Source organism: Salinisphaera sp. Q1T1-3 (assembly GCF_003602005.1).
Lineage (GTDB): Bacteria > Pseudomonadota > Gammaproteobacteria > Nevskiales > Salinisphaeraceae > Salinisphaera.
The window spans coordinates 85,334-110,200 of the sequence record NZ_QZWD01000009.1; the positions used below are offsets into that span (position 1 = coordinate 85,334).

Annotated in this window: 22 protein-coding genes; 13 read left to right on the top strand and 9 right to left on the bottom strand. The window is 65.4% G+C overall.

The genetic code is table 11. The annotated features are described in order from the left end of the window. Positions 1 to 3: 3 nt before the first annotated feature. Together plsB and D3260_RS10120 are read left to right on the top strand one after the other, a co-directional pair. The gene (gene plsB, locus D3260_RS10115; protein ID WP_120098475.1) at positions 4 to 2,496 is read left to right on the top strand and encodes a glycerol-3-phosphate 1-O-acyltransferase PlsB; all 2,493 of its coding nucleotides are present in this window, start codon (positions 4 to 6) and stop codon (positions 2,494 to 2,496) included. A gap of 88 nt (positions 2,497 to 2,584) precedes the next feature. Continuing rightward, a complete protein-coding gene (locus D3260_RS10120) occupies positions 2,585 to 2,842 on the top strand; it encodes a hypothetical protein (RefSeq protein WP_147418165.1) in 258 nt (85 codons plus the stop codon). Positions 2,843 to 3,133: 291 nt separating this feature from the next. Here the strand turns inward: D3260_RS10120 and sppA are convergent, their stop codons facing one another. From sppA to D3260_RS10150, 6 genes are all read right to left on the bottom strand, one after another. Then, complete coding sequence (gene sppA, locus D3260_RS10125) at positions 3,134 to 4,165, bottom strand: signal peptide peptidase SppA (protein WP_120098477.1); 1,032 nt, start codon at positions 4,163 to 4,165, stop codon at positions 3,134 to 3,136. Then, positions 4,162 to 4,674 carry a hypothetical protein gene (locus D3260_RS10130; RefSeq protein WP_147418166.1) on the bottom strand — a complete coding sequence of 171 codons (513 nt, stop codon included), beginning with the start codon at positions 4,672 to 4,674 and terminating at the stop codon, positions 4,162 to 4,164. Before D3260_RS10130 ends, sppA begins: the two co-directional genes overlap by 4 nt. Positions 4,675 to 4,953: 279 nt before the next feature. Next, on the bottom strand, positions 4,954 to 6,300 hold the full coding sequence (locus D3260_RS10135) for an ATP-binding protein (RefSeq protein WP_120098479.1): 1,347 nt from the start codon (positions 6,298 to 6,300) through the stop codon (positions 4,954 to 4,956). Further along, positions 6,297 to 7,001 (bottom strand): response regulator transcription factor, encoded by a 705-nt coding sequence (locus tag D3260_RS10140; RefSeq protein WP_120098480.1) that lies wholly within the window; start codon positions 6,999 to 7,001, stop codon positions 6,297 to 6,299. The genes D3260_RS10135 and D3260_RS10140 overlap by 4 nt, the downstream gene beginning before the upstream one ends. Positions 7,002 to 7,028: 27 nt before the next feature. Continuing rightward, positions 7,029 to 7,469, bottom strand: coding sequence for a PepSY domain-containing protein (locus tag D3260_RS17285; protein ID WP_147418167.1), 441 nt, complete (start codon positions 7,467 to 7,469; stop codon positions 7,029 to 7,031). A gap of 413 nt (positions 7,470 to 7,882) precedes the next feature. After that, complete coding sequence (locus D3260_RS10150) at positions 7,883 to 8,422, bottom strand: BON domain-containing protein (RefSeq protein WP_158583488.1); 540 nt, start codon at positions 8,420 to 8,422, stop codon at positions 7,883 to 7,885. Between the two features lie 145 nt (positions 8,423 to 8,567). Between D3260_RS10150 and dusB the strand changes: the two genes are divergently transcribed. From dusB to D3260_RS10165, 3 genes are all read left to right on the top strand, one after another. Beyond that, positions 8,568 to 9,563 carry a tRNA dihydrouridine synthase DusB gene (dusB, locus tag D3260_RS10155; protein WP_120098483.1) on the top strand — a complete coding sequence of 332 codons (996 nt, stop codon included), beginning with the start codon at positions 8,568 to 8,570 and terminating at the stop codon, positions 9,561 to 9,563. Between the two features lie 69 nt (positions 9,564 to 9,632). Further along, complete coding sequence (locus tag D3260_RS10160) at positions 9,633 to 9,911, top strand: hypothetical protein (protein ID WP_147418168.1); 279 nt, start codon at positions 9,633 to 9,635, stop codon at positions 9,909 to 9,911. Positions 9,912 to 10,010: 99 nt separating this feature from the next. Then, positions 10,011 to 10,697, top strand: a complete 687-nt coding sequence (locus D3260_RS10165; protein ID WP_120098485.1) for an OmpW family protein — start codon at positions 10,011 to 10,013, stop codon at positions 10,695 to 10,697. Between the two features lie 16 nt (positions 10,698 to 10,713). Here the strand turns inward: D3260_RS10165 and D3260_RS10170 are convergent, their stop codons facing one another. Further along, positions 10,714 to 11,457 (bottom strand): helix-turn-helix domain-containing protein, encoded by a 744-nt coding sequence (locus D3260_RS10170; protein ID WP_158583489.1) that lies wholly within the window; start codon positions 11,455 to 11,457, stop codon positions 10,714 to 10,716. Between the two features lie 223 nt (positions 11,458 to 11,680). On the opposite strand from D3260_RS10170, the gene cydD reads away from it, so the two are divergent. Genes cydD through D3260_RS10195 form a run of 5 tightly spaced genes read left to right on the top strand, consistent with a single transcriptional unit; the run spans position 11,681 to position 18,182 of the window. After that, positions 11,681 to 13,435 carry a thiol reductant ABC exporter subunit CydD gene (gene cydD / locus D3260_RS10175; RefSeq protein WP_120098540.1) on the top strand — a complete coding sequence of 585 codons (1,755 nt, stop codon included), beginning with the start codon at positions 11,681 to 11,683 and terminating at the stop codon, positions 13,433 to 13,435. Further along, complete coding sequence (gene cydC, locus D3260_RS10180) at positions 13,432 to 15,210, top strand: thiol reductant ABC exporter subunit CydC (RefSeq protein ID WP_120098487.1); 1,779 nt, start codon at positions 13,432 to 13,434, stop codon at positions 15,208 to 15,210. Before cydD ends, cydC begins: the two co-directional genes overlap by 4 nt. 46 nt (positions 15,211 to 15,256) lie before the next feature. Then, positions 15,257 to 16,846 carry a cytochrome ubiquinol oxidase subunit I gene (locus D3260_RS10185; RefSeq protein ID WP_120098488.1) on the top strand — a complete coding sequence of 530 codons (1,590 nt, stop codon included), beginning with the start codon at positions 15,257 to 15,259 and terminating at the stop codon, positions 16,844 to 16,846. 1 nt (position 16,847) lies between these two features. Continuing rightward, the gene (gene cydB, locus D3260_RS10190; RefSeq protein WP_120098489.1) at positions 16,848 to 17,981 is read left to right on the top strand and encodes a cytochrome d ubiquinol oxidase subunit II; all 1,134 of its coding nucleotides are present in this window, start codon (positions 16,848 to 16,850) and stop codon (positions 17,979 to 17,981) included. 12 nt (positions 17,982 to 17,993) lie between these two features. Further along, positions 17,994 to 18,182, top strand: a complete 189-nt coding sequence (locus tag D3260_RS10195; protein ID WP_120098490.1) for a hypothetical protein — start codon at positions 17,994 to 17,996, stop codon at positions 18,180 to 18,182. Between the two features lie 53 nt (positions 18,183 to 18,235). Here the strand turns inward: D3260_RS10195 and D3260_RS10200 are convergent, their stop codons facing one another. Then, positions 18,236 to 18,787, bottom strand: a complete 552-nt coding sequence (locus tag D3260_RS10200; RefSeq protein WP_120098491.1) for a YIP1 family protein — start codon at positions 18,785 to 18,787, stop codon at positions 18,236 to 18,238. Between the two features lie 139 nt (positions 18,788 to 18,926). Here D3260_RS10200 and D3260_RS10205 point away from each other — a divergent pair, with 139 nt between their 5' ends. Further along, the gene (locus D3260_RS10205) at positions 18,927 to 19,868 is read left to right on the top strand and encodes a lipid kinase (RefSeq protein WP_158583490.1); all 942 of its coding nucleotides are present in this window, start codon (positions 18,927 to 18,929) and stop codon (positions 19,866 to 19,868) included. Next, positions 19,865 to 22,033: an acetyl-CoA hydrolase/transferase C-terminal domain-containing protein gene (locus tag D3260_RS10210; RefSeq protein WP_120098493.1), complete on the top strand. Its 2,169-nt coding sequence runs from the start codon at positions 19,865 to 19,867 to the stop codon at positions 22,031 to 22,033. Before D3260_RS10205 ends, D3260_RS10210 begins: the two co-directional genes overlap by 4 nt. 446 nt (positions 22,034 to 22,479) lie before the next feature. Here the strand turns inward: D3260_RS10210 and D3260_RS10215 are convergent, their stop codons facing one another. Continuing rightward, on the bottom strand, positions 22,480 to 23,607 hold the full coding sequence (locus tag D3260_RS10215) for a DUF5924 family protein (protein ID WP_158583491.1): 1,128 nt from the start codon (positions 23,605 to 23,607) through the stop codon (positions 22,480 to 22,482). A 171-nt stretch (positions 23,608 to 23,778) separates the two neighbouring features. Between D3260_RS10215 and lipA the strand changes: the two genes are divergently transcribed. After that, a complete protein-coding gene (gene lipA / locus D3260_RS10220) occupies positions 23,779 to 24,774 on the top strand; it encodes a lipoyl synthase (protein WP_120098495.1) in 996 nt (331 codons plus the stop codon). The last annotated feature ends 93 nt before the right edge of the window (positions 24,775 to 24,867 follow it).

Sequence of the window (24,867 nt, forward strand, 5' to 3'; positions counted from 1 at the left end):
CCGATGATTCGTGTGCTGCTGCGACTGCTGCTCGTGTTCATGCCGCTGGTGCGCTGGCCGCTCCGGGCCTGGATCCGGACGCGGGTCACGCCGACCGATCTGGATGAACTCGGTCTCGATCTCGACAAGCCCGTCTGCTACGTGTTGCCGGTGGCCAGCATATTCGACTGGCTGGCACTGGAAGCGGTGTGTGCGGCCCGCGGTCTGCCGCGTCCGCATCTGGCAGGCAATCGGCCACCGACGGTCAAGCGGGCCGTGGTGCTCGCCGTGCCGATCGGCCGGTCGCGTCATCGTTCCGAGCTGCAGCGTATCGTCACCCGTACGCTGCACGACCACACCTTTGACGTGCAGATGGTGCCGGTCTCGGTCTTCTGGGGCCGAAACCCGGTGCAGGAGACCTCGATCACGCGGATCCTGTTCGCCGACTCCGAACGATCGAGTCGGCTACGCAAGGTTCTGATCGTGCTGGTCAACGGCCGGAACACGCTCGTGCATTTCGGCCGCCCGGTCGATTATCGCGGTGTGGTCGCGCAGAACGCGACGCCCGGTGTGCTCGTACGCAAGCTCGTACGCGTGCTGCGGGTGCATTTCCGTCGCCAGCGGGCCGCCACGCTCGGCCCCGGCGTGTCGCGGCGCAGCCAGCTCATCGACACGCTCGTTTCCGACCCGGAAGTCATCCGGGCGATTTCCGAGGGCGCCCGGCGCGAGAACAAGAACGTGGCCGTCCTGCGCACGCGTGCTCGTGAATATGCCGACGAAATCGCGGCCGATCACTCCAATATCGCTATCGGTTTCATGCTGCGCGTGCTGACCTGGCTGTGGAACCGCATCTACGACGGCATCGATGTGCGGCACCTGCCACGCCTGCGCGAGGCCGCGCACGACAACCGCGAGATCATCTATCTGCCGAGCCATCGCTCGCATATGGATTATCTGCTGCTGTCCTACATCCTTTACGAGGAGGGCCTGGCGCTGCCGCAGATCGCCGCGGGCGTAAATCTCAACTTCTGGCCGGTCGGTGGGCTGCTGCGCCGGTGCGGCGCCTTCTATCTGCGCCGCAGTTTCAAGGGCGATCGACTCTATACGGCGGTGTTTCGTGCCTACGTGGAAACGCTGGTCGCCCGCGGACAGCCGATGAAATTCTACCCGGAGGGCGGGCGGAGCCGGACCGGCCGGCTGCTCGCCCCCAAGACCGGGATGTTGCAGATGACCATCGCCAGTGCGCTGGCCACGAGCCAGGATGCGCCCGTCTCGATCGTGCCGGTCTATATCGGCTACGACCGCGTGATGGAGGTCAAGGGCTACTTCGACGAGCTGCGTGGCACGCGCGTCAAGAAAGGCGAGACGATGGGTGATCTCGTGCGTGGCTCGACCAAGGTGCTCTCACGCAAGTACGGCCGGGTGTTCGTGTCCTTCGGCGAGCCGATCGAGCTGCAGACGTTTGCCGATACGCATCTGCCGGACTGGCGTGACCGCATGAGCGAGCTCTCGCTCGATGCCCGACCGAAATGGCTGCAGACGTTCACCGACGATCTGGCCACGTCGGTCATGCGCGGCATCAACGCGACCGCGACCCTGAATGCGACCGGGCTGGCCTCGCTGGTCCTGCTGGGCGCGCCGCAGAAATCGGTGGCCGAAGACGAAATGGTCCACACCCTGGCCACGCTGGCCCGAGTGGCCCATGCCTGTCCGTATTCGCCGGATGCCAGTGCGCCGGAGCCCGACGGCACTGCGTTGCTGGCCGAAGCCGAGCCGACCATGCGATTGATCCGGGCGCCGCATGCCTGGGGCGATATCCTGACGGTGGATTCGCGTCAGGCGGTGCTGCTGACCTACACCCGCAACAACGTGATGCATCTGTTCGCGTTGCCGTCGCTGATCGCCAATTTCTTTGCGCACTTCGAGCAGCGCAACGAAAAGGCCCTGTTGGGCGATGCCGTCGAGTTGTACCCGCTGCTGGCCTCGGAGCTGTTCCTGCGCTGGTCCATCGAGGACTGTCGCGAGGCACTCGTCGATTCGGTCAACGGCCTGATCGAATGCGGCCTGTTGTCGCGCACGGACAAGGGCGCGCTGCGGCGGCCGCAGGCCGGCAGTCAGGAGTTCGCGGCCCTGATGAGCCTGGCGCGCATCATGCGCGAATCGCTGGAACGCTATGCGATGACCGCTACGCTCCTGTCGCACAATCGGGAGAGTGGAGTGGTCGAGCGAGGTCGCTTCGAACGCCAGTGTCAGCTCATGGCCGAGCGGATGGCCCTGTTGACCGGGCGCAACAGCCCGGAATTCTTCGATGCGCGCCTGTTCCGCAATCACGTGGAAACCCTGGTACGGGTCGGGCTGCTCCGACGGGAAGGCAACAAGCTCCACATCGACGACGGGCTACGACACCTGGCCGATCACGCACTGCGCCTGCTGGGTTCGGATATCCGCCAGACCATCGCGCATCTGACCTCCATGCCGCGTCTGGACGATGCCGAGCCAGGCGAGACCTTGGGTTGAGCGAAGACGGGCGCGGTACGACGAGATCGACGCCCGGCGCCGGCTGTGACATGGTTTGGCCCCATATCTGTACGAGGGCTGTCACGCCGTGTCGCATCTGATCTTCACGCTGCTGTTTGTCGCCGCTGCCGTTTTCTACTTCGGCGCGGCTCTTATCTGCCATCGACGCGGTGACGCCCTCAAATGGCCGCGTCTGGCCACCGGTGTCGGGTTCACACTCATGGCGATCGGTTTTCTTGTCGATCTGAATGCCTCGCACGCGTTGACCTTCATCGGGGCGATCGTGGTCTTCGTCTCGGCCATCACCACGGCCGTGCTGAGCGCACGTCGCGTTCGACGCAGCTAGGGCCTGTTAACACTTCGCACGTGGCCGCGTTGCCGCCCAAAAACCGGTGGGCCTAGGTCATGTCCAAGGTCAAGCCGTGCAACACCGCATGGCCGGTTTTTGGACGCAATCCGACGGGAAGCCGGTCATTTTTTGCGCAATCCGGCGTTGTCGTTCGCGACGCCAGAATGACGGCCGTACGCGCCCGATGCCTTGTCTTGTAGAAAAATGAGCGCCGGCGCGGCGCACGCGGGACATGTTGACAGGCCCTAAGGCGGCGATCCGCTGCGGCGCCCGCGCGGATCGAGTCGATCAATAGCGGGCGGCGCCGCGCCAGAGATAGAGCGGCGTCGTGCCGTCCATGCCGGATCGAGCAGCCAGGAGCGCGCTCAGCGCATCGACGCCAGGCGTGCTGCTCGCCGAAGCCCCGCCGAGGCCGGCCGCCCCGGCATGGGCCGACAGCGTGCGCGGTGGGGTAGCGCCCTGGTAATAACGCACCACCCGGGCCGAGGGCAGCTGCGCGGCAGCGCGGGCGGCATCGATTGCATCGTCGCGATAGCCGATGGTATCGACGAGGCCGAGCTGTTGGGCGGCACGGGCCGTGAATATTCGCCCGTCGGTGATCGTGGCGAGCCGGTCTTGATCCAGGTTGGGGCGATTGGCCTGCACGACGGCAACGAAGCGCTGGTACAGGCCGTCGACGACCTGCTGGACGATGGCCCTGTCATCGGGCGCGGGTGGTCGAAGCGGCGAGAGAATGGCCTTGTGGGCTCCGGAGGTAACGCTGGTGTCGGTCAGGCCGATCTTGTCCATCAGGCCGGCCGCATTGACGTTGGCGATGATGACGCCGATGGAGCCGGTGATCGTGGTCGGTGCGGCGATCAGGCGATTCGCGCTCATTGCCACGTAATAGCCGCCAGAGGCGGCGACCCCGTCCAGATGGGCGATGACGGGGATTCCGGTCTCGGCCTCGAAGGTCTTGATGCGATGATAGATTGCATCGCTGGCGGCCACAGTGCCGCCCGGGCTGTCGATGGCCAGCACGACGGCCTTGACGTCGGGGTCGTCGCCGGCCTTGTTCAGGGCCCGCTCGATGCGCGTGAGCGTGGACTCGCGCTGTACCAGGCCCAAGGCCTGGGATGACGGATGCGAAGAGATGAACCCGTCGATCGGCAGCCAGACGATTTTGGCGGCGCCGGTGCCGCGAATCACGGATTCATGCAGGCTATCGTCGCCACCGCCGGACAGCGGCGTGTTGACGGTGATACAGCCGGCTAGCGACAGCGCGAGCGTCAGGGCCAGTAGCCAGCGGCCGCCCGTCATGGCCGTGCGCCAGTGCATCATTGGGTCTCGCCGCGCCAGACTTCGATCGCGGCCACCACGTGTTCGCAGGCCTGCTTGAGACAGTGACGCCCGGGGTCGCGATCCATCTCGTCGAGATGGGAGAAGGCCATTGCGACATAGCGTTCGCTGCCCTCAAGCACGGCCTGGGTCTGTGCCTGGGCATAGGCGGCTTCGAGAGCGCGCAGCAGGTGGTCGATCGTGTCGGCATCGAGTCGTGCTTCCTGGAAGACCATGACACAGGCCGCCGTGGCGGCATTATCGAGCAGCAGCCGATGGTCGGCCGGGGTGTCCGGATAGTACGCGATGTACAGGTCAGCCAGCCGCGTGACGAGATCGACCAATCCGAGCATGGCCGGCATGTCGTCGAAAAGATGCTTGTGGCCGCGCCGGGCCGCCACATCGGCGGCTACCTGCAACGCGGGCCCGACCGTCCGGTGATAGGCATGTGGCGGCAGGGCGTTGGGGTCGATCGTTTCGCCCTCGGGGCGGGTATCGGAACCTTGGGTCATGATGGTGGGCCAGGGCCTGTTGAGAATCGGCACGCGTGCCAACATTGGCGAGCGCGAATCGGGCCAGCCAAGGCGCGCATGGCGGCATTGTGGCGCGCTGCAAGCAGGACACGCAACGCGGCGTGGCGCGGTCGGCAGGGGCCACGCGAAGAGCTAGCGGCCAAGCGACGACCATCCGGCGTTATCGCGCGCACGCGGCTGGGCCACGCCAGGCTCACGATGCCTTGTCTTGCAAAGAATGATCACCGGCGCGGCGCACGCGGGAAGTGTTAACAGGCGCTAGCTTTCGGGAATACGAACGATGACGCGCGCGCCGCCGTCCGGGGTGGCGCTCAGTTCGATCTTGCCGTTGTAGGAACGCACGATCTCGGCCGCGACGGCCAGACCAAGACCCTGACCCTCGCGAGTGCTGTCGGCTCGGACGCCGCGCTCGAGCAGGCGCTGTGGCGCGCTGTCGGCAAAGCCCGGGCCGTTGTCGTCGACCCAGAGTACGAGGTCGCCGTCCTCGCGGCGCGCATCCACGATCACGAGGTTCTTGCCGTACTTGGCCGCGTTGTCCATCAGCGTGCCGAGCATTTCGGTGAGATCGCCGGCATCGATCGGCGCTCGCAGATGGTCGTCGATTCGGATATCGAAACGCGTCCCGTTGCCGGCATAGACCTTGGTCAACGCTCTGGCCAGCCGTTCGGCCGGTGGGGCGATGGGCAGCGGGCGGGCCAGCGTTCGCTTGCCCGCGGCGGCGGCCTTTTGCAGCTGATAGTCCAGGATGTCGTTCATGCGGGCCAGCTGGGCGCGCAACGGGCCGCGTTGCTTGCCGGGCAGCGTATCGTCCTCGGCCAGGCCGCGCAGAATGGCCATCGGGGTCTTGAGACTGTGCGCGAGATCACCCAGCGCATTGCGATAGCGGGTCAGCCGGGCCTGATCGTTGGCCAGCATGGTATTCAGATTCGAGACCAGCGGCTGGATCTCGTCGGGATAATCCCCCTCGAGTCGGCGGTCGCCGTCGGACTCGAGGCTGGCCAGATTGCGTGCCAGTCGGCGCAGGGGCGCCAGGCCCCAGCGCAGAATCAGTAGTTCGACGACCAGCAATATGAGGGCGGAAGCGGACAGCAACGTCCAGAGTACGCCGCGAAAACGCGTCATCTGCTTGACGAAGGTCGTGGCGTTCTCGGCGACAATCAGCGTGTAGCGGAAATCGTTGCCGTTGTCCGTCACCCATCGGAAACCGAACGACAGCGTCAGCAGGTCAGCGTCGTTGGGCCCGGCCACGCGCAATTCCTGCCATTGTCCGACGGCCGGCACCGAGGGCATCTGGATCGTGCCGAGCAGGGACGGCGAATGCCATATCACCTTTCCATCGTCGTCGATCACCATCGCATAGAGCCCGGAATCGGGGCGCGACAGATCGGACTCCGGCAGCACGCGCGGGGCGAGCTTGAAGCTGCCGTCGTCGGTGATGTCGGCGCTGCCCAGCAGTGCATAGGACAGGCCCTGAAGGCGGTCGTGCTCGGCCTGTTCGGCGCGCTCGCGCACTGCGGTCTGCAGGGCGAGGCCGGTCAGCACGATGAAGGCCAGCAGGAGTACCGCGGTCGCGGCCAGCAGCCGCGCCCGCAGCGAGTTGATCACGAGTCGGTGGCGGCCGCGCTGCGGGGCCGGTCGTCGCGGGCCAGCCGATAACCCCGGCCGCGCAGGGTCTCGATCGGCTTGCGGGTGCCGTCGGGATCGAGCTTGGCCCGCAGACGGCGCACGAAGACCTCGATCACGTTGGAGTCGCGCTCGGCGTTCTCCTCGTAGATGTGCTCGGTCAGTGCGGTCTTGGAGATGACCTCGCCAGCGTGGAGCATGAGGTATTCCAGGACACGGTATTCATACGCGGTGAGATCGATCGATTCCTCACCCACGAAGACTTCCTGGCGTGATGTGTCGAGCACGATATCGCCGGATTCCAGGCGTGGCTGGGCCCAGCCACGCGAGCGGCGCACCAGCGCCTGGATGCGGGCGGACAGTTCCTCGGGTTGGAAGGGTTTGACGACATAGTCGTCGGCGCCGGCCTCGAGTCCTTCGACCTTGTCCTGCCAGCGGCTGCGGGCGGTGAGAATCAGGATCGGATAGTCGAGCCCGGCATCACGCACCTCCGAGATGATGTCCAGACCGGTCGGGCCGGGCAGTCCCAGATCGATGATGGCGACATCGACCGGATACTCCTTGGCATAGAACAATCCCTCATCGCCTTCGCCGGTCGCATCCACGGCATAGCCTTCGCTTCTCAGGCGTTCGCAGACCTGCTCGCGAAGTTCGACGTCGTCTTCAATGACCAATGCACGCATCGCGCTCGTTCCTTTGGACCGGGCTGCCTAGGGCCGCGCATCGACATGCACCACGCGAACCCGACCCTGTTCGAGTATCTTGACCAGATAGTAAGGGCCGCCGGGCCCGTCTTCCAGTACGACGTTGAGGACGCGCCCGCCGGCACGCTGACGGGCGATGCGCGCCGCATCGGCCGAGGAGATGCCGACAGCCGCTCCGGTGTTCGCTTTCGCCTCCGGCTTCTGCTGGTTTTGATCATGCTGTTTAGTGTCCGAAAGAGACAGCGGCTGGGCCGACGCGCGGCTCCGGTCGTGTTCGGCGTGCTGGACCTGTTGCATGGTGCGTGGATCGAGCCCCACGAAACCCGGACTGGCTTCGGCGATCGCCGAAGACAACAGGAACAGCAGCCCACCGACGGCAAGCTGGGCGGCGTGACGACCGTCCCATGAATGAAGACTGGCAAGATCCGCTGTTCTAGGGGCGCGCATGGGAAGATTCAGTCCGAAACGGGACAGCCGCGATGCGCCAATGGGGGATCGGGCACGTCGGTGCAACGATGAATGGTCGTGCCGCCGGCGGCGACAGGAAAGTCGAAACGAGGGAATGCGCGATTCCGGATGAATCGTCTTGCTCGGACCGATCGGCGTCGCCCGGACTGGGGCTGCGTGCCGGGGCGGATGCGGCTTGCATCGGGCGCGCCGCTCGGGGAACGCATGCCATGGACAACCGTCCGGTGTCGGTTTCCGGGCCGTTGTCGAGCGGACACCAAGACGTATTGTGTGACAACGACATATCGAACACCTCGTTGGATTCGACACTAGGCTGCCCGCGCTGAATACGTGCTTAAAATCCAGGTGGCGGCCAGACGATGCCCTCCGACACCGTCCGGCCGTCTCGAACGTTACTGATTCTGGTTCGTTCCCTTGTTGTTCTGGCCGGCCGAGTCGGGGGCGCTGTCCCCGGATTTGCTGATCTGGAGTCTGTCGACGACATGGGCGACGCCGGGCTGGTTCTTGACCAGTTCGACGGCCTTGTCACGTGTCTTCTTGTCGGGAACGGCGCCGGTCAGGGTCACCACGCTCTGCTCGACGCCGACCGATATGGCGGCATCCGAGAAGCGACTCTTGTTGAGCACGTCCTTTTGCAGTACACGGAACAGGATCTGATCGGTCGCACTCTTCTGAACCTTCTGGCGAGCCTGCTCCATATCCTGGCGCGTCGAGTCCAGGTCCTGTTGTGCCTGCTGGAAGCTCTGCTGAGCCTGTCGCATCTGCTGACGCGCGTTCTCGACGCGTTTCTGAGCGTCGTTGAGCTCCTGCTTGGAATCGTTGAGCGAATTCACGGCATCGTCGTACTGGTCCTGCGGCGACTGGGAACAGCCGGTCGCGAGCGTCGCAGCGAACAGGCCGGCGGCGAACGTCGTTCGGAAACGGCAATGCATGGTTTTTGTCCTTGTTACACGCGTCAGGCGTAGGAAATTACCAGATCCAGGATGAACGCCGGACGAGCCGCGACGAATCCTCTTGCATCCGGCAGGCTCGGGACGCCCGAGCTGCCCGATGACGGCTGGCGTACAATCGCGCGCCATGTGGATCGGCGACTTCCAGTTGGCTGGCAATCTCGCGCTCGCGCCAATGGCGGGCGTGACCGATCGTGTCTTTCGCAGCCTGTGTCGCAGCCAGGGCGCGACGGTGACAACCGGCGAGATGGTGTCGGCGCGGGCCGAGCTGCGCACGACACGCAAATCGCGCCAACGTCTGGATTTCAGCGGCGAGCCGCGACCTCATATCGTCCAGATCGCCGGCGGGGATGCCGCCGATCTTGCCGCGGCGGCACGCTGTAACGCCGAGGCCGGTGCCGACATCATCGATATCAACATGGGGTGTCCGGCCAAAAAGGTCTATCGCAAGGCGGCAGGTTCGGCGCTGATGGCCGATATCGATCAGGTGGAGCGCATTCTGGATGCCGTGGTCGCGGCCAGTCCGGTGCCGGTGACGCTCAAGATGCGGACCGGTGTCTCGGCCGATCGCATCAATGCGGTGGCGATCGCGCGTCTGGCCGAGGCCGCGGGCATCGCGGCCGTGGCCGTGCACGGCCGCACGCGCGACCAGCACTACAACGGAATCGCGGAGTACGCGACGATCGCTGCCGTCAAAGCGGCCGTCTCGATCCCGGTCTGGGCCAATGGCGATGTCGACTCGACGGACAAGGCTGTCGAGGTGCTGGCGGCCACGGGTGCCGATGGTCTGATGATCGGGCGGGCGGCCTGTCGACGGCCGTGGTTGTTCGGCCTGATCGGGCAGCGTCTGGCCGGAGGCGCGACACCGATGGCGCCGAGTCTGGCCGACGAGCGGGAGCTGATGCTCGGGCTGATCGAGCAGATCCACGATTTCTATGGCGAGGCTCAGGGCGTGCGTGTGGCACGCAAGCACATCGGCTGGCTGGCCGACCGCCACCCGCTGCATCCGACCTGGTATCTCGATCTGATGCAGGCCGATAGTGGGCCACGTCAGTGTCATCGGCTGGCGCGTCTGTTCGATGCGCTCGGGAATGTCGTCGACAGACAGGCGGCCGATATTTGATCTGGATCATCGAGCCGGGTCGTATTCCGGCCCAGGCTCGGGGCTTTGTCAGCAACGGCGGAGTCCGCGATGTCTGTATCCACCCCCCGAATCAGCGTGGCGATCGGCCATATCGGTCGTGACCGGATCATGCTCATGGCCCTGAGCGAGGCCGCAGCGCGCCACGGAGCGCGGCTGATCGGACGCTACGAGCCGGGGCGTCGCCACCAAGACGATGCACCGCCGGCCTGTTGTCGCGACTGCGATGTCGCGGCCGACTTCGCCCGGCGTCTGTTCGAAAACCTGTGTCGACGAGCGGGCCTGGCCAATTACGCCTGGCTCGACGGGCGACGTCTCTCATGTGGTTGATCTGGATCAATAACCCAATGGCGTGATGGCGTCAGAGTGTCTTCCAGCGGCGTGCCGGAAAGACGCCGCGGCTCGATACACCGCAAGGGAGACAACGGCATGAACATTCGACGAGCGGTCGCCGGCGTGATCGGTCTCGGCCTGTTATTCACCGGGGGCGCGGCCGCCGCGGCCGGCCCGTTGAGCGCAGGCCAGGTCATTCTGCGCGCCGGGGCGACCGGCGTGCTGCCGGACGAGGACACGCATCAGGTTGGCGGCGCGCTTGCGCCGGCGCTGGCCGGCACGCATGTCGCCGTCGATAACGACGTCAAGCCGGGCATCACGCTCGCCTACATGCTGACCGACCATATCGACGTCGAACTGCTCGGCGCCTGGCCGTTCAAGCACGAGGCCACACTACGCGGCGGGGCGCTGGCGGGGACGCGCCTGGGGTCGATCAAGCATCTGCCGCCGACGCTCAGCGTGGATTATCACTTCGATACCGGGACGCCGGTCACGCCTTATGTCGGCGTCGGCGTGAACTACACGATGTTCTTTGACGAGCAGGTCGACGATGCCGCGGCCGCCGCTGGCGTGACGGGTCTCGATCTGTCGAATTCGTTCGGGCCGGCGGCCCAGGTCGGTGTCGACTACATGCTGGGTGATCACTGGTTGGTCAATGCCAACGTGCGTTATCTGCAGATCGATACCAATGCGCGGGTCGCGACGGCCGGCGGCGGCCGTACCGATGTCGATCTGGACATCGACCCGTGGGTCTATACCGCCGCCATCGGCTATCGTTTCTGATGCGGTGGTCGGCCGGTCACTGGTCCGCGGCCCAGGCACCGTGCCCGGCCCAGGTCTCGAGCGCGTCGAAATCGCATATCGCGACTTCGGCGCGGGCGAGTGTGATGATGCCGTTGTGCTGCATGCGGCTGAGCACGCGGCTGACGGTCTCGATGCGCATGCCGAGGAAATTGGCCAGCTCGGCGCGCTTCATGGACAGCCGGATCGGCGAGGCAGGGAGGCCGCGCTGCTGGCGCCGGCGCGACAGACAGAGCAGCAGGGTGGCGATACGCCCTTCGCTGTTCTTGCGTCCCAGCGTCAGCAACAGCGATTCGTCGTCGGATAGTGCCTGGCCCATCAGACGCATCATCTGGCGTCGCAGGCTCGGTATGTCGTCGATCAGATCGTCCAGACGCTCGAATTCGATTCGACAGATCCGACTGTCCTCAAGCGCAGTGGCAGTGCACTGATGCGTCTGGGCGCCGAAGCCGTCGAGGCCGAGCAGATCACCGGGATAATAGAAACCCATGATCTGTTCCAGCCCGTCGGCATCGAGCATGGCGGTTTTCAGGGCGCCGGCACTGACGGCATAGATCGCGGCCAGCGGTTCGCCCTGCCGAAACAGTGTCTTGCCGCGCGGCAGCGGGACGGCCACTTCGACTTCCGTTTCCAGCTGGGCGACATCATCGGTATCCAGGCCGTACGGCAGGCACAGATGGGCCAGCGAGCACTGACCGCAGGCCTGATTGACTTGTTCGAGACGACGAGACGTGGCGGGCATGACACAGCGCTTATCGTTGAATCCGAGACATCGGCGACCGGTTCTTGTGCGTCCGGTCGAAAAATGACGGGTACACCGTAGCTTACGCTGGTTTGAAAATTCATGAGTCGGGCACGATGAAATCGCGCAACGCTTGCTTGTGGGCATGATTTGATCTGGATCAAGAAGTCCGCGCGTGCCTCGCACTAGGCTGACTGCACTGGTTTTCCGCGCACGCTCCCCCATGAGTGCCACGACCGCGGCCGATGCCCCCGGCTGGCTCGCTTCACAAAAAAGCCGTGTGTCCGGGCCGGTGGCCACGACCATCGGTCTGGGGCTGGCCGGTGGTCTGCTGTTGATCGTCCAGGCCAGCCTGTTCGCGTTGCTGGCCAATGCCGTGATCTTCGACAACGCGGGTCTGGCGCGTATCGCGCCCTGGCTGATCGGTATCGCGGCCCTGGTGCTGGTCAGGGCGGGGCTGGTCTATGCCGCCCAGCAGAGCGCCTTCGTTGCCGGCCGTCGTATCAAGACGGCGATCCGGGCTCGTCTGATCGCCCGCCTCGGCACGCTCGGCATCGTCTGGCAGCGGGCCACGCCGACCGGGGATGTGGTCAACACGCTGACCGATGGCGTCGAGGCATTGGAGGCCTATTACGCGCGCTATCTGCCACAGAGCGCGCTGGCGGCCCTGATCCCGTTGTCGATTCTGGTCGTGGTCGTGCCGATCGACTGGCTCTCCGCGCTCATTCTGGTGATCACCGCGCCGCTGATTCCGGTGTTCATGGTCTTCATCGGACGCGGCGCGGAAAAACTCAATCAGCGCCAGTGGCGTCGCATGGGACAGTTGTCGGGGCATTTCCTCGATGCGCTGTCCGGCCTGAGTACGCTGCGGATCTTCAATCTCGGCCGGCGCGAAGCGCGTCTGATCGCGCGCTTTTCCGAGGAATACCGGCTGGCTACGCTGCGCGTGCTGCGCCTGGCGTTCGTTTCGTCGTTGGTACTGGAGTTTCTGGCCACGGTGAGCATCGCGATGGTCGCAGTGCTGATCGGGTTCCGACTGCTCTGGGGAGATCTCGGTTTCGCCGCCGGCTTCGTCGTGCTCCTGCTGGCACCGGAGTTCTATCTGCCGCTGCGCAACATGGGCAGCGTGTATCACGCCCGCATGGAGGCGATCGGCGCGGCCGAGGGCATCGTGGTCCTGCTCGACGAGGCCGAAAGCGGGCCGGCGACGGCGATGCCCGGCACAGAGCAGATCGGGCTCGCCGCCGGTCGTGCGCCTTATATCGAGCTGCGCGATGTCGGGCTGTGCTATCCGGACGGCACGCCAGCGCTGCGTGCGATCGATCTCGCGATCACGCCGGGCGAAACGGTGGCTATCGTGGGGGCCTCGGGGGCCGGCAAGAGCACGCTTGCCGGCGTGCTGCTCGGGCTGCTGGCGCCGAGTACCGGGCAGGTGTGGGTCGACGGGATCGATCGGTCGCAGCTGGATGCAGGATACTGGCACCGGTTTTGTGCCTGGGTGCCGCAGCAGCCGCGGCTGTTCCACGGCACGGTGCGCGACAATCTGGCGCTGGCCGATCCGGCCGCCGACGACGCGACACTCTGGCACGCACTCGAACGGGCCCAGGCGCGCGACTTCGTGGCCGCGCTTGCCGACGGTCTGGACACCGCGATCGGCGAACGCGGCCTGTCGTTGTCGGGCGGCGAGATCCAGCGCCTGGCGATAGCCCGGGCGCTCGTCTCGCAGGCGCCCTTCGTCGTCGTCGACGAAGCCAGCGCCCATCTCGATCGGCCGAACGAGGTGGCCCTGACCGCGGCCCTGGCCGAGCTCGGCGCGGGGCGCAGCCTCGTGGTCATCGCGCATCGCCTGGCCACGATCCGACGGGCCGACCGGATCGTGGTGCTCGATGCCGGACGCATCGTCGAGATCGGAACCCACAACCGCCTGCGCGCGGCCGGCGGGCCCTATGCCGCCATGCTCGGCGAGGCCCCCCGATGAGCGATCTGCGCTGGTGGTGGCAGCGGGCGCGACCGTATCGCGGCGCTTTCGCGCTGGGGCTTGTGCTGTCGATCGTGACGATGGCCTCGAATATGGCACTGCTGGCGGTGTCCGGCGGTTTCATCGCCGCAATGGCGGCCGCCGGGCTGGCCGGCCTCGACATGAACTACTTCACGCCGGCAGCCGCCATCCGGGGCTTGGCGATTACGCGGACGGTCGGACGCTACTTCGAGCGGCTGGTCAATCACGATGCCACGCTGAAAGTGCTGACCGGCCTGCGTGTCTGGTTCTATAACCAGATCGAACCGCTGTCGGCGCATCAATGGTCACGTCTGCGCGGCGGTGATCTGCTGGCGCGGGTGCGCTCGGACATCGATACCCTGAGCGGCGTCTATCTACAGCTCGTGGTGCCGGCGATCGCCGGGGGGCTCTGTATTCTCGGCGCCACTGCGGTCTGGGCCTGCTACAGCGGCGCGGTCGCTGTCGTGAATCTGGCCTGCCTGGTGGTAGCCGGTGGCGTGCTGCCCTGGGCCGTGGCGCGCGCGGGCGAGGCGCCCGGACAGGCCGCGGTGGCCGTCGCGGCCCGCCTCAAGAGCGAAACCGTGGATCTGGTGGCCGGACTGGGCGAGCTGCAGATTTTCGGTGCCTTCGAGCGCCGGGCAGATGAAGTCGCGGCTCTGACCGAGGCCCATCTGGATCATCAGGCCCGCCTGTCGCGCCTGACCGGGCTCGGTCAGGCCGGCGTGCTGGTCGCGGTCAATGCCGCGCTCGTGGCTACGGTGCTACTGATCGTGCCGGTGATTCGTGCCGGTGCTATCGCGCCGGTGGACTTCGCCGTCGTCACGCTGCTGGTGCTGGCCAGCGCCGAGGCGGTGGCCCAGATGCCGACGGCATGGCAGGCGCTGGGCCAGTTTCGGGCAGCCACACGGCGGTTGCGGGCCTTCGAGGCATTGCGCCCGGCGATCATCGAGCCGGAGACGCCGCTGCCGGCGCCGCGTCGTCACACGCTGGTCTTCGATCGGGTATGCGCCCGGCATACGCCCGATGCGCCCTGGGCGCTGGCCGAGGCGACGTTCTCGATCGCGCCCGGTGAACACGTGGCGATCATCGGGGCCAGCGGCGCCGGCAAGAGCACGTTGGTGCATCTGCTGACGCGCATGACTCTGGCCGAACGCGGCATGGTGCGCTGGGGCGGGGCGCCGGTGGCGGCCTACGACAGCCACGATTTGCGCGCTGCCCTCGCCGTCGTGCCGCAACATATCCATCTGTTCCATGCCTCGGTCGCCGACAACATCGCAGTCGGCGACCCGGCGGCCGACGAGGGCGCACTCGTGGCAGCGGCCCGGGCGGCCGCCATCCACGACGACATCATGGCCTTGCCCGAGGGCTACGACACGCTGGTCGGCGAGCAGGGCATGCGGTTGTCCGGCGGCCAGATCCGGCGTATCGGCATTGCCCGTGCCCTGCTGCGCCGCGCCCCGATCGTCGTCATGGACGAGCCGGGCGAAGGGCTTGACCGGGCAACGGCCGAGCGCTTCTGGCAGGCGGCCGGCTCGTATCTGGCCGGCCGTACGTTGCTGGTCGTCTCGCATCAGCCGGAATGGGTAGCCCACTGCGAGCGCGTGATCGTGCTCGATCGCGGGCGCGTGGTCGGCGACGGCCCGCCGGAAACGCTGGCCGAGACCTGTGCTGAATATCGTCGTCTGACCCGGCCCGGCGGGCGACTTGATCCAGATCAAAAGCCCGCCCGGGCAGCCTGTCTAACCTTGTCCTGACCGGCCGCCCCGGCTGGCCGAGATTTTTCGATCGGAGAACGTACCGATGCATGCCCTGGATACCGTCGTCGAGCTTTCGCGGGCGCAGTTCGCCGCGACCGCGCTCTACCATTTTCTGTTCGTGCCGCTCACGCTCGGGCTGACCATGCTGCTGGCGGCGATGGAAACCATCTACGTCATCACCGGCCGCGCGATCTACCGCCAGATGACCCAGTTCTGGGGCAAGCTGTTCGCGATCAACTTCGCGCTCGGCGTGGCCACCGGACTGACGATGGAGTTCGAGTTCGGCACCAACTGGTCGACCTACTCGCACTTCGTCGGGGATATCTTCGGCGCGCCCCTGGCCATCGAGGGCCTGATGGCCTTTTTCCTCGAATCGACCATGGTCGGGCTGATGCTGTTCGGCTGGGACAAGCTCTCGCGGGGCAAGCATCTGCTGGTGACCTACATGGTCGCGCTCGGCTCGAACCTGTCGGCGTTGTGGATTCTGATCGCCAACGGTTACATGCAGGCACCGGTGGGCTCGGTCTTCAATCCAGAGACGATGCGCGTCGAGCTGACCAGCTTCACGGATCTGATCTTCAACCCCGAAGCCCAGGCCAAGTTCGTGCATACCAGCATCGCGGGTTATCTGACGGCCGCGATGTTCGTGATCGGCATCAGTGCCTTCTACATGCTGCGCCAGCGCCACGTGGAGCTGGCCAAACGCTCGTTTCGCGTGGCCGCGCTGTTCGGCATCTTCGCGAGCATTGCGGTGATCTGTCTCGGGGATGCGCTGGGTTTCATCAACGGCGAGGATCAGCCGACCAAACTGGCTGCGATGGAAGGGCTCTGGGAAACTGCCGAACCGCCGGCCGGCTTCAACGTCATCGCCTGGCCGAACCAGGACGAGCAGAAAAACGACTTCGAGCTGCAGATTCCCTATCTGCTCACACCGCTGGTCACCCATAGCTTCGACACGCCGATCCCGGGCGTCGACGATCTGGAAAAGACGGCGGCACAACGCATCCGCAGCGGTATTCCCGGTCTGGCCGCCCTGCAGCACCTGCGCGAGCATCCGAACGATGCCGCCGCCCGGGCGCAATATGAAGCGCACAAGGCCGATATCGGCTATGCGCGGCTGGTTCAGCGCTATGCGCCGGACGTCACGCAGGCCACCGATGCGCAGATCGCCAAGGCAGCGGCCGATACGATTCCGCCGGTCTTCCCCGTGTTCTGGAGCTTCCGGGTCATGGTCGGGGCGGCCTTCGTGATGCTGGCCTTTTTGATCCTGGCGGTCACCTATTCGCTACGCGGCACGATCACCGACAAGCGCTGGTTCTTGAAAGTGGCGCCCTGGATGATCCCGGTACCGTTCATCGCCAACGAGGCCGGCTGGGTGGTGGCTGAACTGGGCCGCCAGCCCTGGACGGTCTACGACCAGCTGCCGACCTGGGTCTCGGCCTCGACCCATTCAGTGGGCTACATGATCTTTTCGCTGACCGGCTTCGTGCTGCTCTACACGATCTTCATCGTGATCGAGATGTTCTTGATGGTGAAGTACATCCGGCTGGGTCCGGATGACCCGCACCCGGGCCATGGACAGGGCACACCGGCAGGCCAGGGCAATCGCGTATCGCAGTGGAGCGAGGCATAAGATGGAACTCTACGTTGGACTCAAACTGATCTGGTGGGCCCTGCTCGGGGTGCTGCTGATCGGCCTGGCCGTGATGGTGGGCATGGACATGGGCGTCGGTGCCGCACTGCGCTATCTTGGACGCAACGATGGCGAGCGACGCGCCGCGATCAACATGATCGCGCCGCACTGGGACGGCAACCAGGTCTGGTTCATTCTCGGGGGCGGGGCGATCTTCGCGGCCTGGCCCACGATCTATGCCACGGCGTTTTCCGGGCTGTACGTGGTGATGCTGTTGCTGCTCTGGGCCATGATCGTGCGCCCGCTCGGTTTCGAGTATCGCAGCAAGATGCCGGGTACGTTCTGGCGTAATGCCTGGGACTGGATGCTGTTCGTCTCCGGGGCGGTCCCGATGATCGTGTTCGGTGCGGCCATGGGCAACATGCTCGAAGGCGTGCCGTTCCATTACTCGTGGGACATGGTCTCGTACTACACGGGCAGCTTCATCACACTGTTCAATCCGTTTGCCGTGCTCTGCGGCCTGATGTCGCTGGCGCTCGCGCTGTATCAGGGCGCCACGATGATCATGGGCCGCGGCACCGGGGTGATCCGGGCGCGCGCCATACGTCTGGCCACGGTCAGCGGGGCAGCGGCCCTGGTGCTGTTCTCGATCGGCGGAATCTGGGTGAGTCAGATGCACGGCTATGTCGTGACCGGCGGGCTCGATCCGGCCGGGCCGGCGTTGCCGCTGAACAAGACTGTGGTCCGCGAAGGTGGTGCATGGCTGGCCAATTATCGCGCCGTGCCGTGGCTGTGGGCGATACCGGCGATGGTCTATCTGACGTTGATCGGCGGCGTGCTCGTCGCGCGTCGCGGAATGGGCATCGTGGCCTGGTGGGCGGGAGCGCTCGCCTGGGCGGCGACCATCGGCACGGTCGGAGCGGCGATGTTCCCGTTCCTCATGCCCTCGTCGAGCGCGCCGAGCCAGAGCCTGACGGTCTGGGATGCCTCGTCCAGTGCCGGCACACTCGGCTGGATGCTGGTCTTTGCCGTGATCTTCGTGCCGATCATCCTGATCTACACGAGTTGGGCCTTCCATGTGATGCGCGGCAAGGTCACGCCGGAATCGATCGCCAACGACGATCACGCCTACTAGGAGCTGTCATCGATGAAAGCATTTCTGCAATTCATCTTCTGGATCTTCGTCGCCTTCGTCGCGCTGTTTCTGGCGATCGTGCTGGGCGAACGGGGCGCCTGGTATCTGGCCTGGGTGCTCGGCACGGTGATGATCATCCTGATCGCCGTGGCTGGCACCGTGATGCTGGATGCCCGCTACGAGGACGAGCCGCTGGAATAGGCGGGCAGGAGGCCGGGCCGGCCGTTGGTGGCCGGCCCGGTTCGTGCCTCCGATCAGATCGCGCCGCCGGCCGGTGCCGGGGTGCTGCCGCTGAGCAGCAGGCCGCCGAGCAGGCCGCTCAGCACCAGCTGGATGATCCAGCCGATCACACAGACCGCGATGGCGCGTGGCGTGTTATTGAAATCCAGGGCCTGACGCACGGCCACCACGAGCGTGACGAGCAGCCAGATCCAGACCACGAAGGCCACGATGGCGCCGAGCACCGGAATGATCTCGAAGATGCGCAACAGCCCCGGGGCCATGGCGAAACCCATGGTGCGCAGCAGCTGGCCGATATCGGCCTCGGTCTGGGCCTGTGCCAGGAGCTTGGTGCCGACGAACCAGATGATGGCCGCCGAAATCACCCAGCTCACCAGTGCGGCCAGTGTCACGGCGAACAGCCCGCCGATGCCGGCATGGCCGAGCACGCCGATGCCGGCCGCCAGCGAGGCCAGTACCACCACACCGGCCGCCTGGGCGGTCGCGCTGCGATCGTGTTCGACCTCTTCGTAGACGGAAACATCGAGACGAGCAGCCCCGATCATGCGATTGACGAAACGATTCATGAGATTCGGATATTGTCGATGCTTTGGCCCCAGAATGACGCAATCGGGCGCTCGCGGCCACCGGGGCCCCGCCGGGTTTTCGTGCATTGCGCCGCTGCGCGTCGCGACTTAGGCTTGCATCATTGATATCCGCATTCCGGTGACAACGCTGCGCGCGTTACTGCTAGTCAATCAGCATTCTCGTCAGGGCGAGGCCAACGCGGACAGCGCCGTCGCGCATCTCGAAGCGCTTGGGGTGGAAGTCACCCGGGGCGATTTCGACGAGCCGGACGGGCTGGTCACCGAGATCCGGCGCCGGGCCCGCGGTTTTGATGTGGTGGTTCTGGGCGGCGGCGACGGGACGCTCAATCTCGCCGCCGGTGCGATGCGCGAGGTCGACGTGCCGATGGCGGTCCTGCCGTTGGGCACAGCCAACGACTTCGCGCGCACGCTCATGATTCCACAGGATCTGGCCACGGCCTGTCGCAACGTCGTCCAGGGCGTGAATTACGGCGTGGATCTCGGGCAGTGCAACGATATCCATTTCGTCAACGTGGCCAGCATCGGCCTGGCCGTGCGTGCCTGTGAATATCGCTCGAGTGCCGCCAAACGCTGGCTTGGCTCGCTTGGCTACGCGGCCAACGTGTATTCGGCGTTTCGCGACACCAAGCCGTTCGGGGCGCAGGTGCATTTCGATGGTCAGACCCACCGGCTGCACTCCATACAGATCGCCATCGGCAACGGGCGCTATTTCGGCGGCGGCCTCGCGGTGGCCAGCGATGCCGCCCTCGATGACGGCACGCTGGATCTCTACAGTCTCAAGCCCCAGCGGGCCGGCTCGCTGATCCGCATGATGCCGGCGTTCATACGCGGGCCGGACAAGTCAGTCCAGGGTGTCCAGCTGTTCGAAGGCCAGGCTTTCGATATCGAGACCGACCGACCCATGGCGATCAATACCGACGGCGAGATCCTGACCGAGACACCGGCCTCGTTCCGTGTGCTGCCCCGGGCGCTCACGGTCAAGGTGCCGCAATCCTATGTCGATACCTATGGCCGGTCCGAACGTATCCGGCCGATGTCTGTCGGGGACCGCGTCGAATGAATGGCGCGCCGCGGCCCAGGCGTTTCGAGGCGGCCGAGGCCTGCATCGATTGGCTGATCGCTCGCGTGGGACGACGGATCCGCGTCGGCGCGCCGCTCGGCCTTGGCAAGCCCGCGACCCTGATGAACGCACTCTATGCGCGGGCCAAGGCCGATCCGACGATCGAGCTGACGATCATCACCGCGCTGTCGCTCAACGTGCCCGCGGCCCGTTCGGATCTCGAGGCCCGGCTGATGAACCCGATCATCGAGCGGGTGTTCGAGGACTACCCGGGACTGGATTATCTGCGCGACGTCCGGCAGGGCCAGCTGCCGGCCAACGTCACGGTCTCGGAATTCTTCTTCCAGCCGGGGGCGATGCTGTCGAATGACTACGCCCAGCAGCACTATCGCTCGGTGAACTACACCCATGCGGCGCGGGATCTGCTCGATGCCGGGGTCAACGTGCTCATGCAGATGGTCGCACCGGGCACGCATGACGACGAGCTGAGCCTGTCCTGCAACACGGACGTCACGCTCGATCTGATACCGGTCGTGCGGGCCATGCGCGAGCGTGGCCAGGCGCCCTTGATCGTCGGCCAGCTCAATCGTCGGCTGCCGACGATGACGCGCAGCGCACTCGTACCGGCGGCCGAGGCCGATGCCCTGTTCGCCGGGGAAGCCGCCGACTTCAAGCCGTTCGGCGCACCGGCCGAGGCGGTCTCGCGCGTTGATTACGCGATCGCGGCCCGCGTGACCGGCCTGATCGCCGACGGCGGCACGCTGCAGATCGGTATCGGCAGCCTGTCGGATGCGATCGCCTGGTGCTGTGGTCTGCGCCAGAAACGCAACGCCGTGTTCGGTGCGTTGCTCGATGCGCTGAAGCCCGGCGACACAGAGCGGGCATTGATCGCGCGCTACGACGGCCGTTCGACGTTCGCCGAGGGGCTCTACGGCTGTACCGAGATGCTGGTGGATGCCTATATCCATCTCTATCGCGACGGCGTGATCACCCGACGCGTCTACGACGATGCCAGCGTGCAGCGCCTGATCAACGAGGCGGCGATCCAGGCCGAGGTCACGCCCGAGACACTCCAGGCGCTGATACGTATCGGCGCGGTGCGTACACCGCTGCAGGCCGTCGATGTCGAGTATCTCAAGCGTATCGGGGTCTTTCGATCGGCAGTGACGTATCGCGACGGCGGCATCGACCCCGGCGACGGTGGGGCCGTGCTGGGCGATGACCCGACCCGCAGTGCCACGGCCCGGGCCATGGCCAAGCGATGTCTCGGCCAGACGCTGGCCGGGCCGACGCTGGTACACGGCGGTTTCTTCCTCGGCCCGAACGCGTTCTATCAGCGCCTGCGCGATCTCGATCCGGCCGAACGCGAACTCTTTCACATGACCAGCGTCGGCCAGATCAATCATCTGTACGGCGACGAGGCGGCCAAGCGTGCCCAGCGGCGCCGGGCGCGCTTCGTCAACACGGCCATCAAGGTCAGTCTCGATGGCGCCGTGGCTGCTGACGGCCTGGAAAACGGGCGCGTGCTGTCGGGTGTGGGCGGTCAGTACAACTTCGTCGCCCAGGCCCATGAACTCGCCGATGCCCGCGCGATCATCTGTGTCCGAGCGACCCGGCAGGGCAGCGACGGGCCGGAGTCCAATATCGTGGCCGCCTACGGCTACAACACGATCCCGCGTCATCTACGCGATATCGTGGTCACTGAATACGGCGTGGCGGATCTGCGTGGTGCGACCGATGCCGAGATTGCTGCGGCCCTCATCGAAATCGCCGATGCCCGTTTCCAGGACGAACTGCGGGCGACAGCGGTCGCCGCCGGCAAGCTGCCGACCGACTACCGGATTCCGGCAGCGGCGCGTGACAATACGCCGGACCGCATCAAGCGTGTTTTTGCCGGGCCGCCCGCGGCGGCCTTCCCGCGCTATCCCTACGGCAGCGATCTTACGGCCGTCGAGGATACGCTCGCCGGCGCTCTGAAAAACCTGGCCGGCGAGTCGCGTCTGGCAGCCGTCGGTGCATTGGCGCGCCACGGGCGAGCGCCCGACACCGAGCTGATGCCGTATCTCGAACGCATGGGGCTGGCCGAGCCCAAAGGCTGGCGAGAGCAGCTGTATGCAAGGCTTGTCTCGGCGGCCCTGCGACGCCACGGAATCGATAAACCCTGAGACAGACGACGCCGGCACCCGCGCGTCATCGCGGCACTCACATGGCTGATGTGGTGCGTCGATGATGCGGCCACTGCGGCGTATGCCGGTTCGGTAGCACGTGTTTCGACGACGTCTCGGGGCCTGTTATTAATCCGGCACCAAAACAGCTGACGACGTCAGCTGTTTTCAACGCCATCGAAAGAAACGCCGGCCCTTGTCCGTCTTTTTATTTTCACTGGCTTCACGGCCGTTGGCCGTGGCGCGCGTGCTGTCGCACATGCGCGTCATCAACCCGAAAAATCATCTATTTTTATGCCGGGTTAATAACACTTCGCGCGTGCGTCCAAAAAACGGCCATGCGGCGTTGCACGGCTTGACCTTAGAATGGCTAAAGTCGGCGCCATGCGCCTTGCCTGGCCGGTTTATGGGCGGCAACGCGGTCACGCGCGAAGTGTTAACACGCCCTAGTGGTCGAGCAGGCTCGAAATACGATCGACGAAACTATCCCACAGACGTGAACTCGGCTGGCCGATCGTGAAACTCTCGGCGCCGATGAGCTGGCCGTCATCGGTGATCACGGCGACACGCCAGTGCCCACTCGGCTCGGGGCCGAACGTGAGTTTGTGGCTCCAGGTGCGAAAGCCCTGATCCTGGTCCTGGCCGTTGATCTGCAAAGCGATCCGGCTGACCACGCGGCCATCGTGGGACCAGACATGAAAGACCCCCTGGTGAAGTCCGCGCGGCGCCTTGATGGCCGAGAACGCGTACAGCCCGTTGTTCTGCAGCTCCGCCAGCGAGAAATGATTGCGATCGGCGCCGGGCACGCGGTTGTCCACATCCAGTTGGGTGGTGATCGCCATCTGCTTGGCGCTGAGCGTGGCCGGCGGGATCCAGAAACGCGCGCCCCAGGCACTCGCGCCGAGCGCCAGCGACAACGCCCCGAGGACGAACCAGCGCCACCAGTGTCGTGTGCGCACCACATCGTTGAAGCTCGGTAGGGCACAGATCGCCATCACGATGGACGCCAGGGCGATCGAGGTGCCGGTGTTCATCGAACCGATGATCGGCCCGGCAGCGAGCAGGGCCGCGAACAGCGTGAAGGCGTGATACCCCAGAAACAGCCAACGGCGTTCGGCGATCACGTCGTAATAGAGTGGATCGATCGCCGAGGCCGTGGCCGCGCCGATGAGTAACAGCGTGAACACGCACTGCGGTGAGGCCCAGGTGGTGCTGGCCAGGAAGAAAGGCAGCACGAAGAACAGGGTTTCCTGATGTAGCGCCTGTGCTGCATAGCGCACCACGATCTGTGGCAGGCGCTGGCCCATGATCCGGGCCAGGCAACGATGCAGCAGCCCTTCGAACAGAAGTGCCAGCCAGCCGACGAGCATCAGCACGGTCAGCCACTGGGCGAGGACATTCTGGCGCTGGACGAGGAAATAGCTGCCTACACCGAGTACGAACGAAAAGACCGGCAGCAGACGGCGATAACGCAGCGCGACCCGGCCGAGGCGGCTGTTGGTGCAATAAGCGATCAGACGCTCGGTCCGGCCGCCCGGGGTCGGGGCCGCATCGATATCGGCTTGTCTGGACACGCAGTCTCCGATCCGGCGTGGGGAGGCGCGATCATAGCAATCACCAGGCTGACTGCCGCCTGATTCAGTAACGCGTTTGCAACCGGCCTGCGACGCCCTCACGTAGGATAGAACACGTGGCGGTGTTAGCATGTTCGGTCATTCTCACCGTCCGACGGATCGAGGCCATCCATGAGCGAATTCAAGGGTATTCCGGTCATCACCGGGACGAAGGTGCAAAAGCCCAACGGCACGCGGGCTATCAAGAACGGCATGAAAGCCTCCAAGAAGGCAGCGGCTGTACCGATCGGCCGCAAGCCGGACTGGCTGCGTGCGAAGCTGCCCTCGGGCGGCGTCTATGGCGAAGTCAAGGCCAATGTGCGCGAGCACAAGCTCGCCACGGTGTGCGAGGAGTCGATGTGTCCGAACATCGGCGAGTGCTGGAGCCATGGCACGGCGACCATCATGATCATGGGCGATACCTGCACGCGGGCCTGTCGCTTCTGTGCGGTCGATACCGGTAATCCGCACGGCTGGCTGGATGCCGATGAGCCCGAGCATTGCGCGGACTCCGTCGAGATCATGGGGCTGAACTACATCGTGCTGACCTCGGTCGACCGGGATGATCTGTCCGACGGCGGAGCGCAGCACTATGCCGACTGCGTGGCCGCGATCAAGCGCCGCACGCCACAGGTCCGTGTGGAAGCGCTGGCGCCGGATTTCTCCGGCGACATGCGCCACGTCGAGACCGTGGTCGACTCCGGCTTGGAGGTCTTCGCCCAGAACGTCGAGACCGTCGAGCGCCTGACGCATGTGGTGCGCGACGCGCGCGCCGGTTACCGGCAGACGCTGGACGTTCTGGCGCACTCGAAAAAGCATAATCCTGAGGTGCTGACCAAGACCTCGGTCATGCTGGGGCTGGGCGAGACCGAAGACGAGATTGCCGCTACCTTGGACGACCTCAAGGCCGCCGGCGTGGATATCGTGACCTTTGGCCAGTACCTGCGCCCGACCGTCAATCACTTGCCGATCGATCGCTACGTGCCGCCGGACGACTTCAAGAAATACCGCCAGTGGGGTCTGGCGCGCGGCTTCCTCGAGGTCGTCTCCGGCCCGCTGGTGCGCAGTTCGTATCGCGCCGATCGCGTGTTCGACCAGAACAACGCCGGGCTCGAGGAAACCGCCTGATCCGCCGCACACCGCGGCTTTAAATCGACCCGTCCAGGGCTTGCCCGGACGGGTTTTTTTTGCGCCATCATCGGCCGGCTCGCGCACCGTCGT

Excerpts from the sequence above, each read along its gene's own strand:
- cydB (WP_120098489.1), top strand. The coding sequence starts at position 16,848 with ATGGAACTCTACGTTGGACTCAAACTGATCTGGTGGGCCCTGCTCGGG.
- D3260_RS10195 (WP_120098490.1), top strand. The coding sequence starts at position 17,994 with ATGAAAGCATTTCTGCAATTCATCTTCTGGATCTTCGTCGCCTTCGTC.
- cydC (WP_120098487.1), top strand. The coding sequence starts at position 13,432 with ATGAGCGATCTGCGCTGGTGGTGGCAGCGGGCGCGACCGTATCGCGGC.
- D3260_RS10160 (WP_147418168.1), top strand. The coding sequence starts at position 9,633 with ATGTCTGTATCCACCCCCCGAATCAGCGTGGCGATCGGCCATATCGGT.
- D3260_RS10150 (WP_158583488.1), bottom strand. The coding sequence starts at position 8,422 with ATGCATTGCCGTTTCCGAACGACGTTCGCCGCCGGCCTGTTCGCTGCG.
- dusB (WP_120098483.1), top strand. The coding sequence starts at position 8,568 with ATGTGGATCGGCGACTTCCAGTTGGCTGGCAATCTCGCGCTCGCGCCA.
- D3260_RS10130 (WP_147418166.1), bottom strand. The coding sequence starts at position 4,674 with ATGACCCAAGGTTCCGATACCCGCCCCGAGGGCGAAACGATCGACCCC.
- D3260_RS10200 (WP_120098491.1), bottom strand. The coding sequence starts at position 18,787 with ATGAATCGTTTCGTCAATCGCATGATCGGGGCTGCTCGTCTCGATGTT.
- plsB (WP_120098475.1), top strand. The coding sequence starts at position 4 with ATGATTCGTGTGCTGCTGCGACTGCTGCTCGTGTTCATGCCGCTGGTG.
- D3260_RS17285 (WP_147418167.1), bottom strand. The coding sequence starts at position 7,469 with ATGCGCGCCCCTAGAACAGCGGATCTTGCCAGTCTTCATTCATGGGAC.
- D3260_RS10165 (WP_120098485.1), top strand. The coding sequence starts at position 10,011 with ATGAACATTCGACGAGCGGTCGCCGGCGTGATCGGTCTCGGCCTGTTA.
- D3260_RS10185 (WP_120098488.1), top strand. The coding sequence starts at position 15,257 with ATGCATGCCCTGGATACCGTCGTCGAGCTTTCGCGGGCGCAGTTCGCC.
- D3260_RS10210 (WP_120098493.1), top strand. The coding sequence starts at position 19,865 with ATGAATGGCGCGCCGCGGCCCAGGCGTTTCGAGGCGGCCGAGGCCTGC.
- sppA (WP_120098477.1), bottom strand. The coding sequence starts at position 4,165 with ATGATGCACTGGCGCACGGCCATGACGGGCGGCCGCTGGCTACTGGCC.
- lipA (WP_120098495.1), top strand. The coding sequence starts at position 23,779 with ATGAGCGAATTCAAGGGTATTCCGGTCATCACCGGGACGAAGGTGCAA.
- cydD (WP_120098540.1), top strand. The coding sequence starts at position 11,681 with ATGAGTGCCACGACCGCGGCCGATGCCCCCGGCTGGCTCGCTTCACAA.
- D3260_RS10170 (WP_158583489.1), bottom strand. The coding sequence starts at position 11,457 with ATGCCCGCCACGTCTCGTCGTCTCGAACAAGTCAATCAGGCCTGCGGT.
- D3260_RS10140 (WP_120098480.1), bottom strand. The coding sequence starts at position 7,001 with ATGCGTGCATTGGTCATTGAAGACGACGTCGAACTTCGCGAGCAGGTC.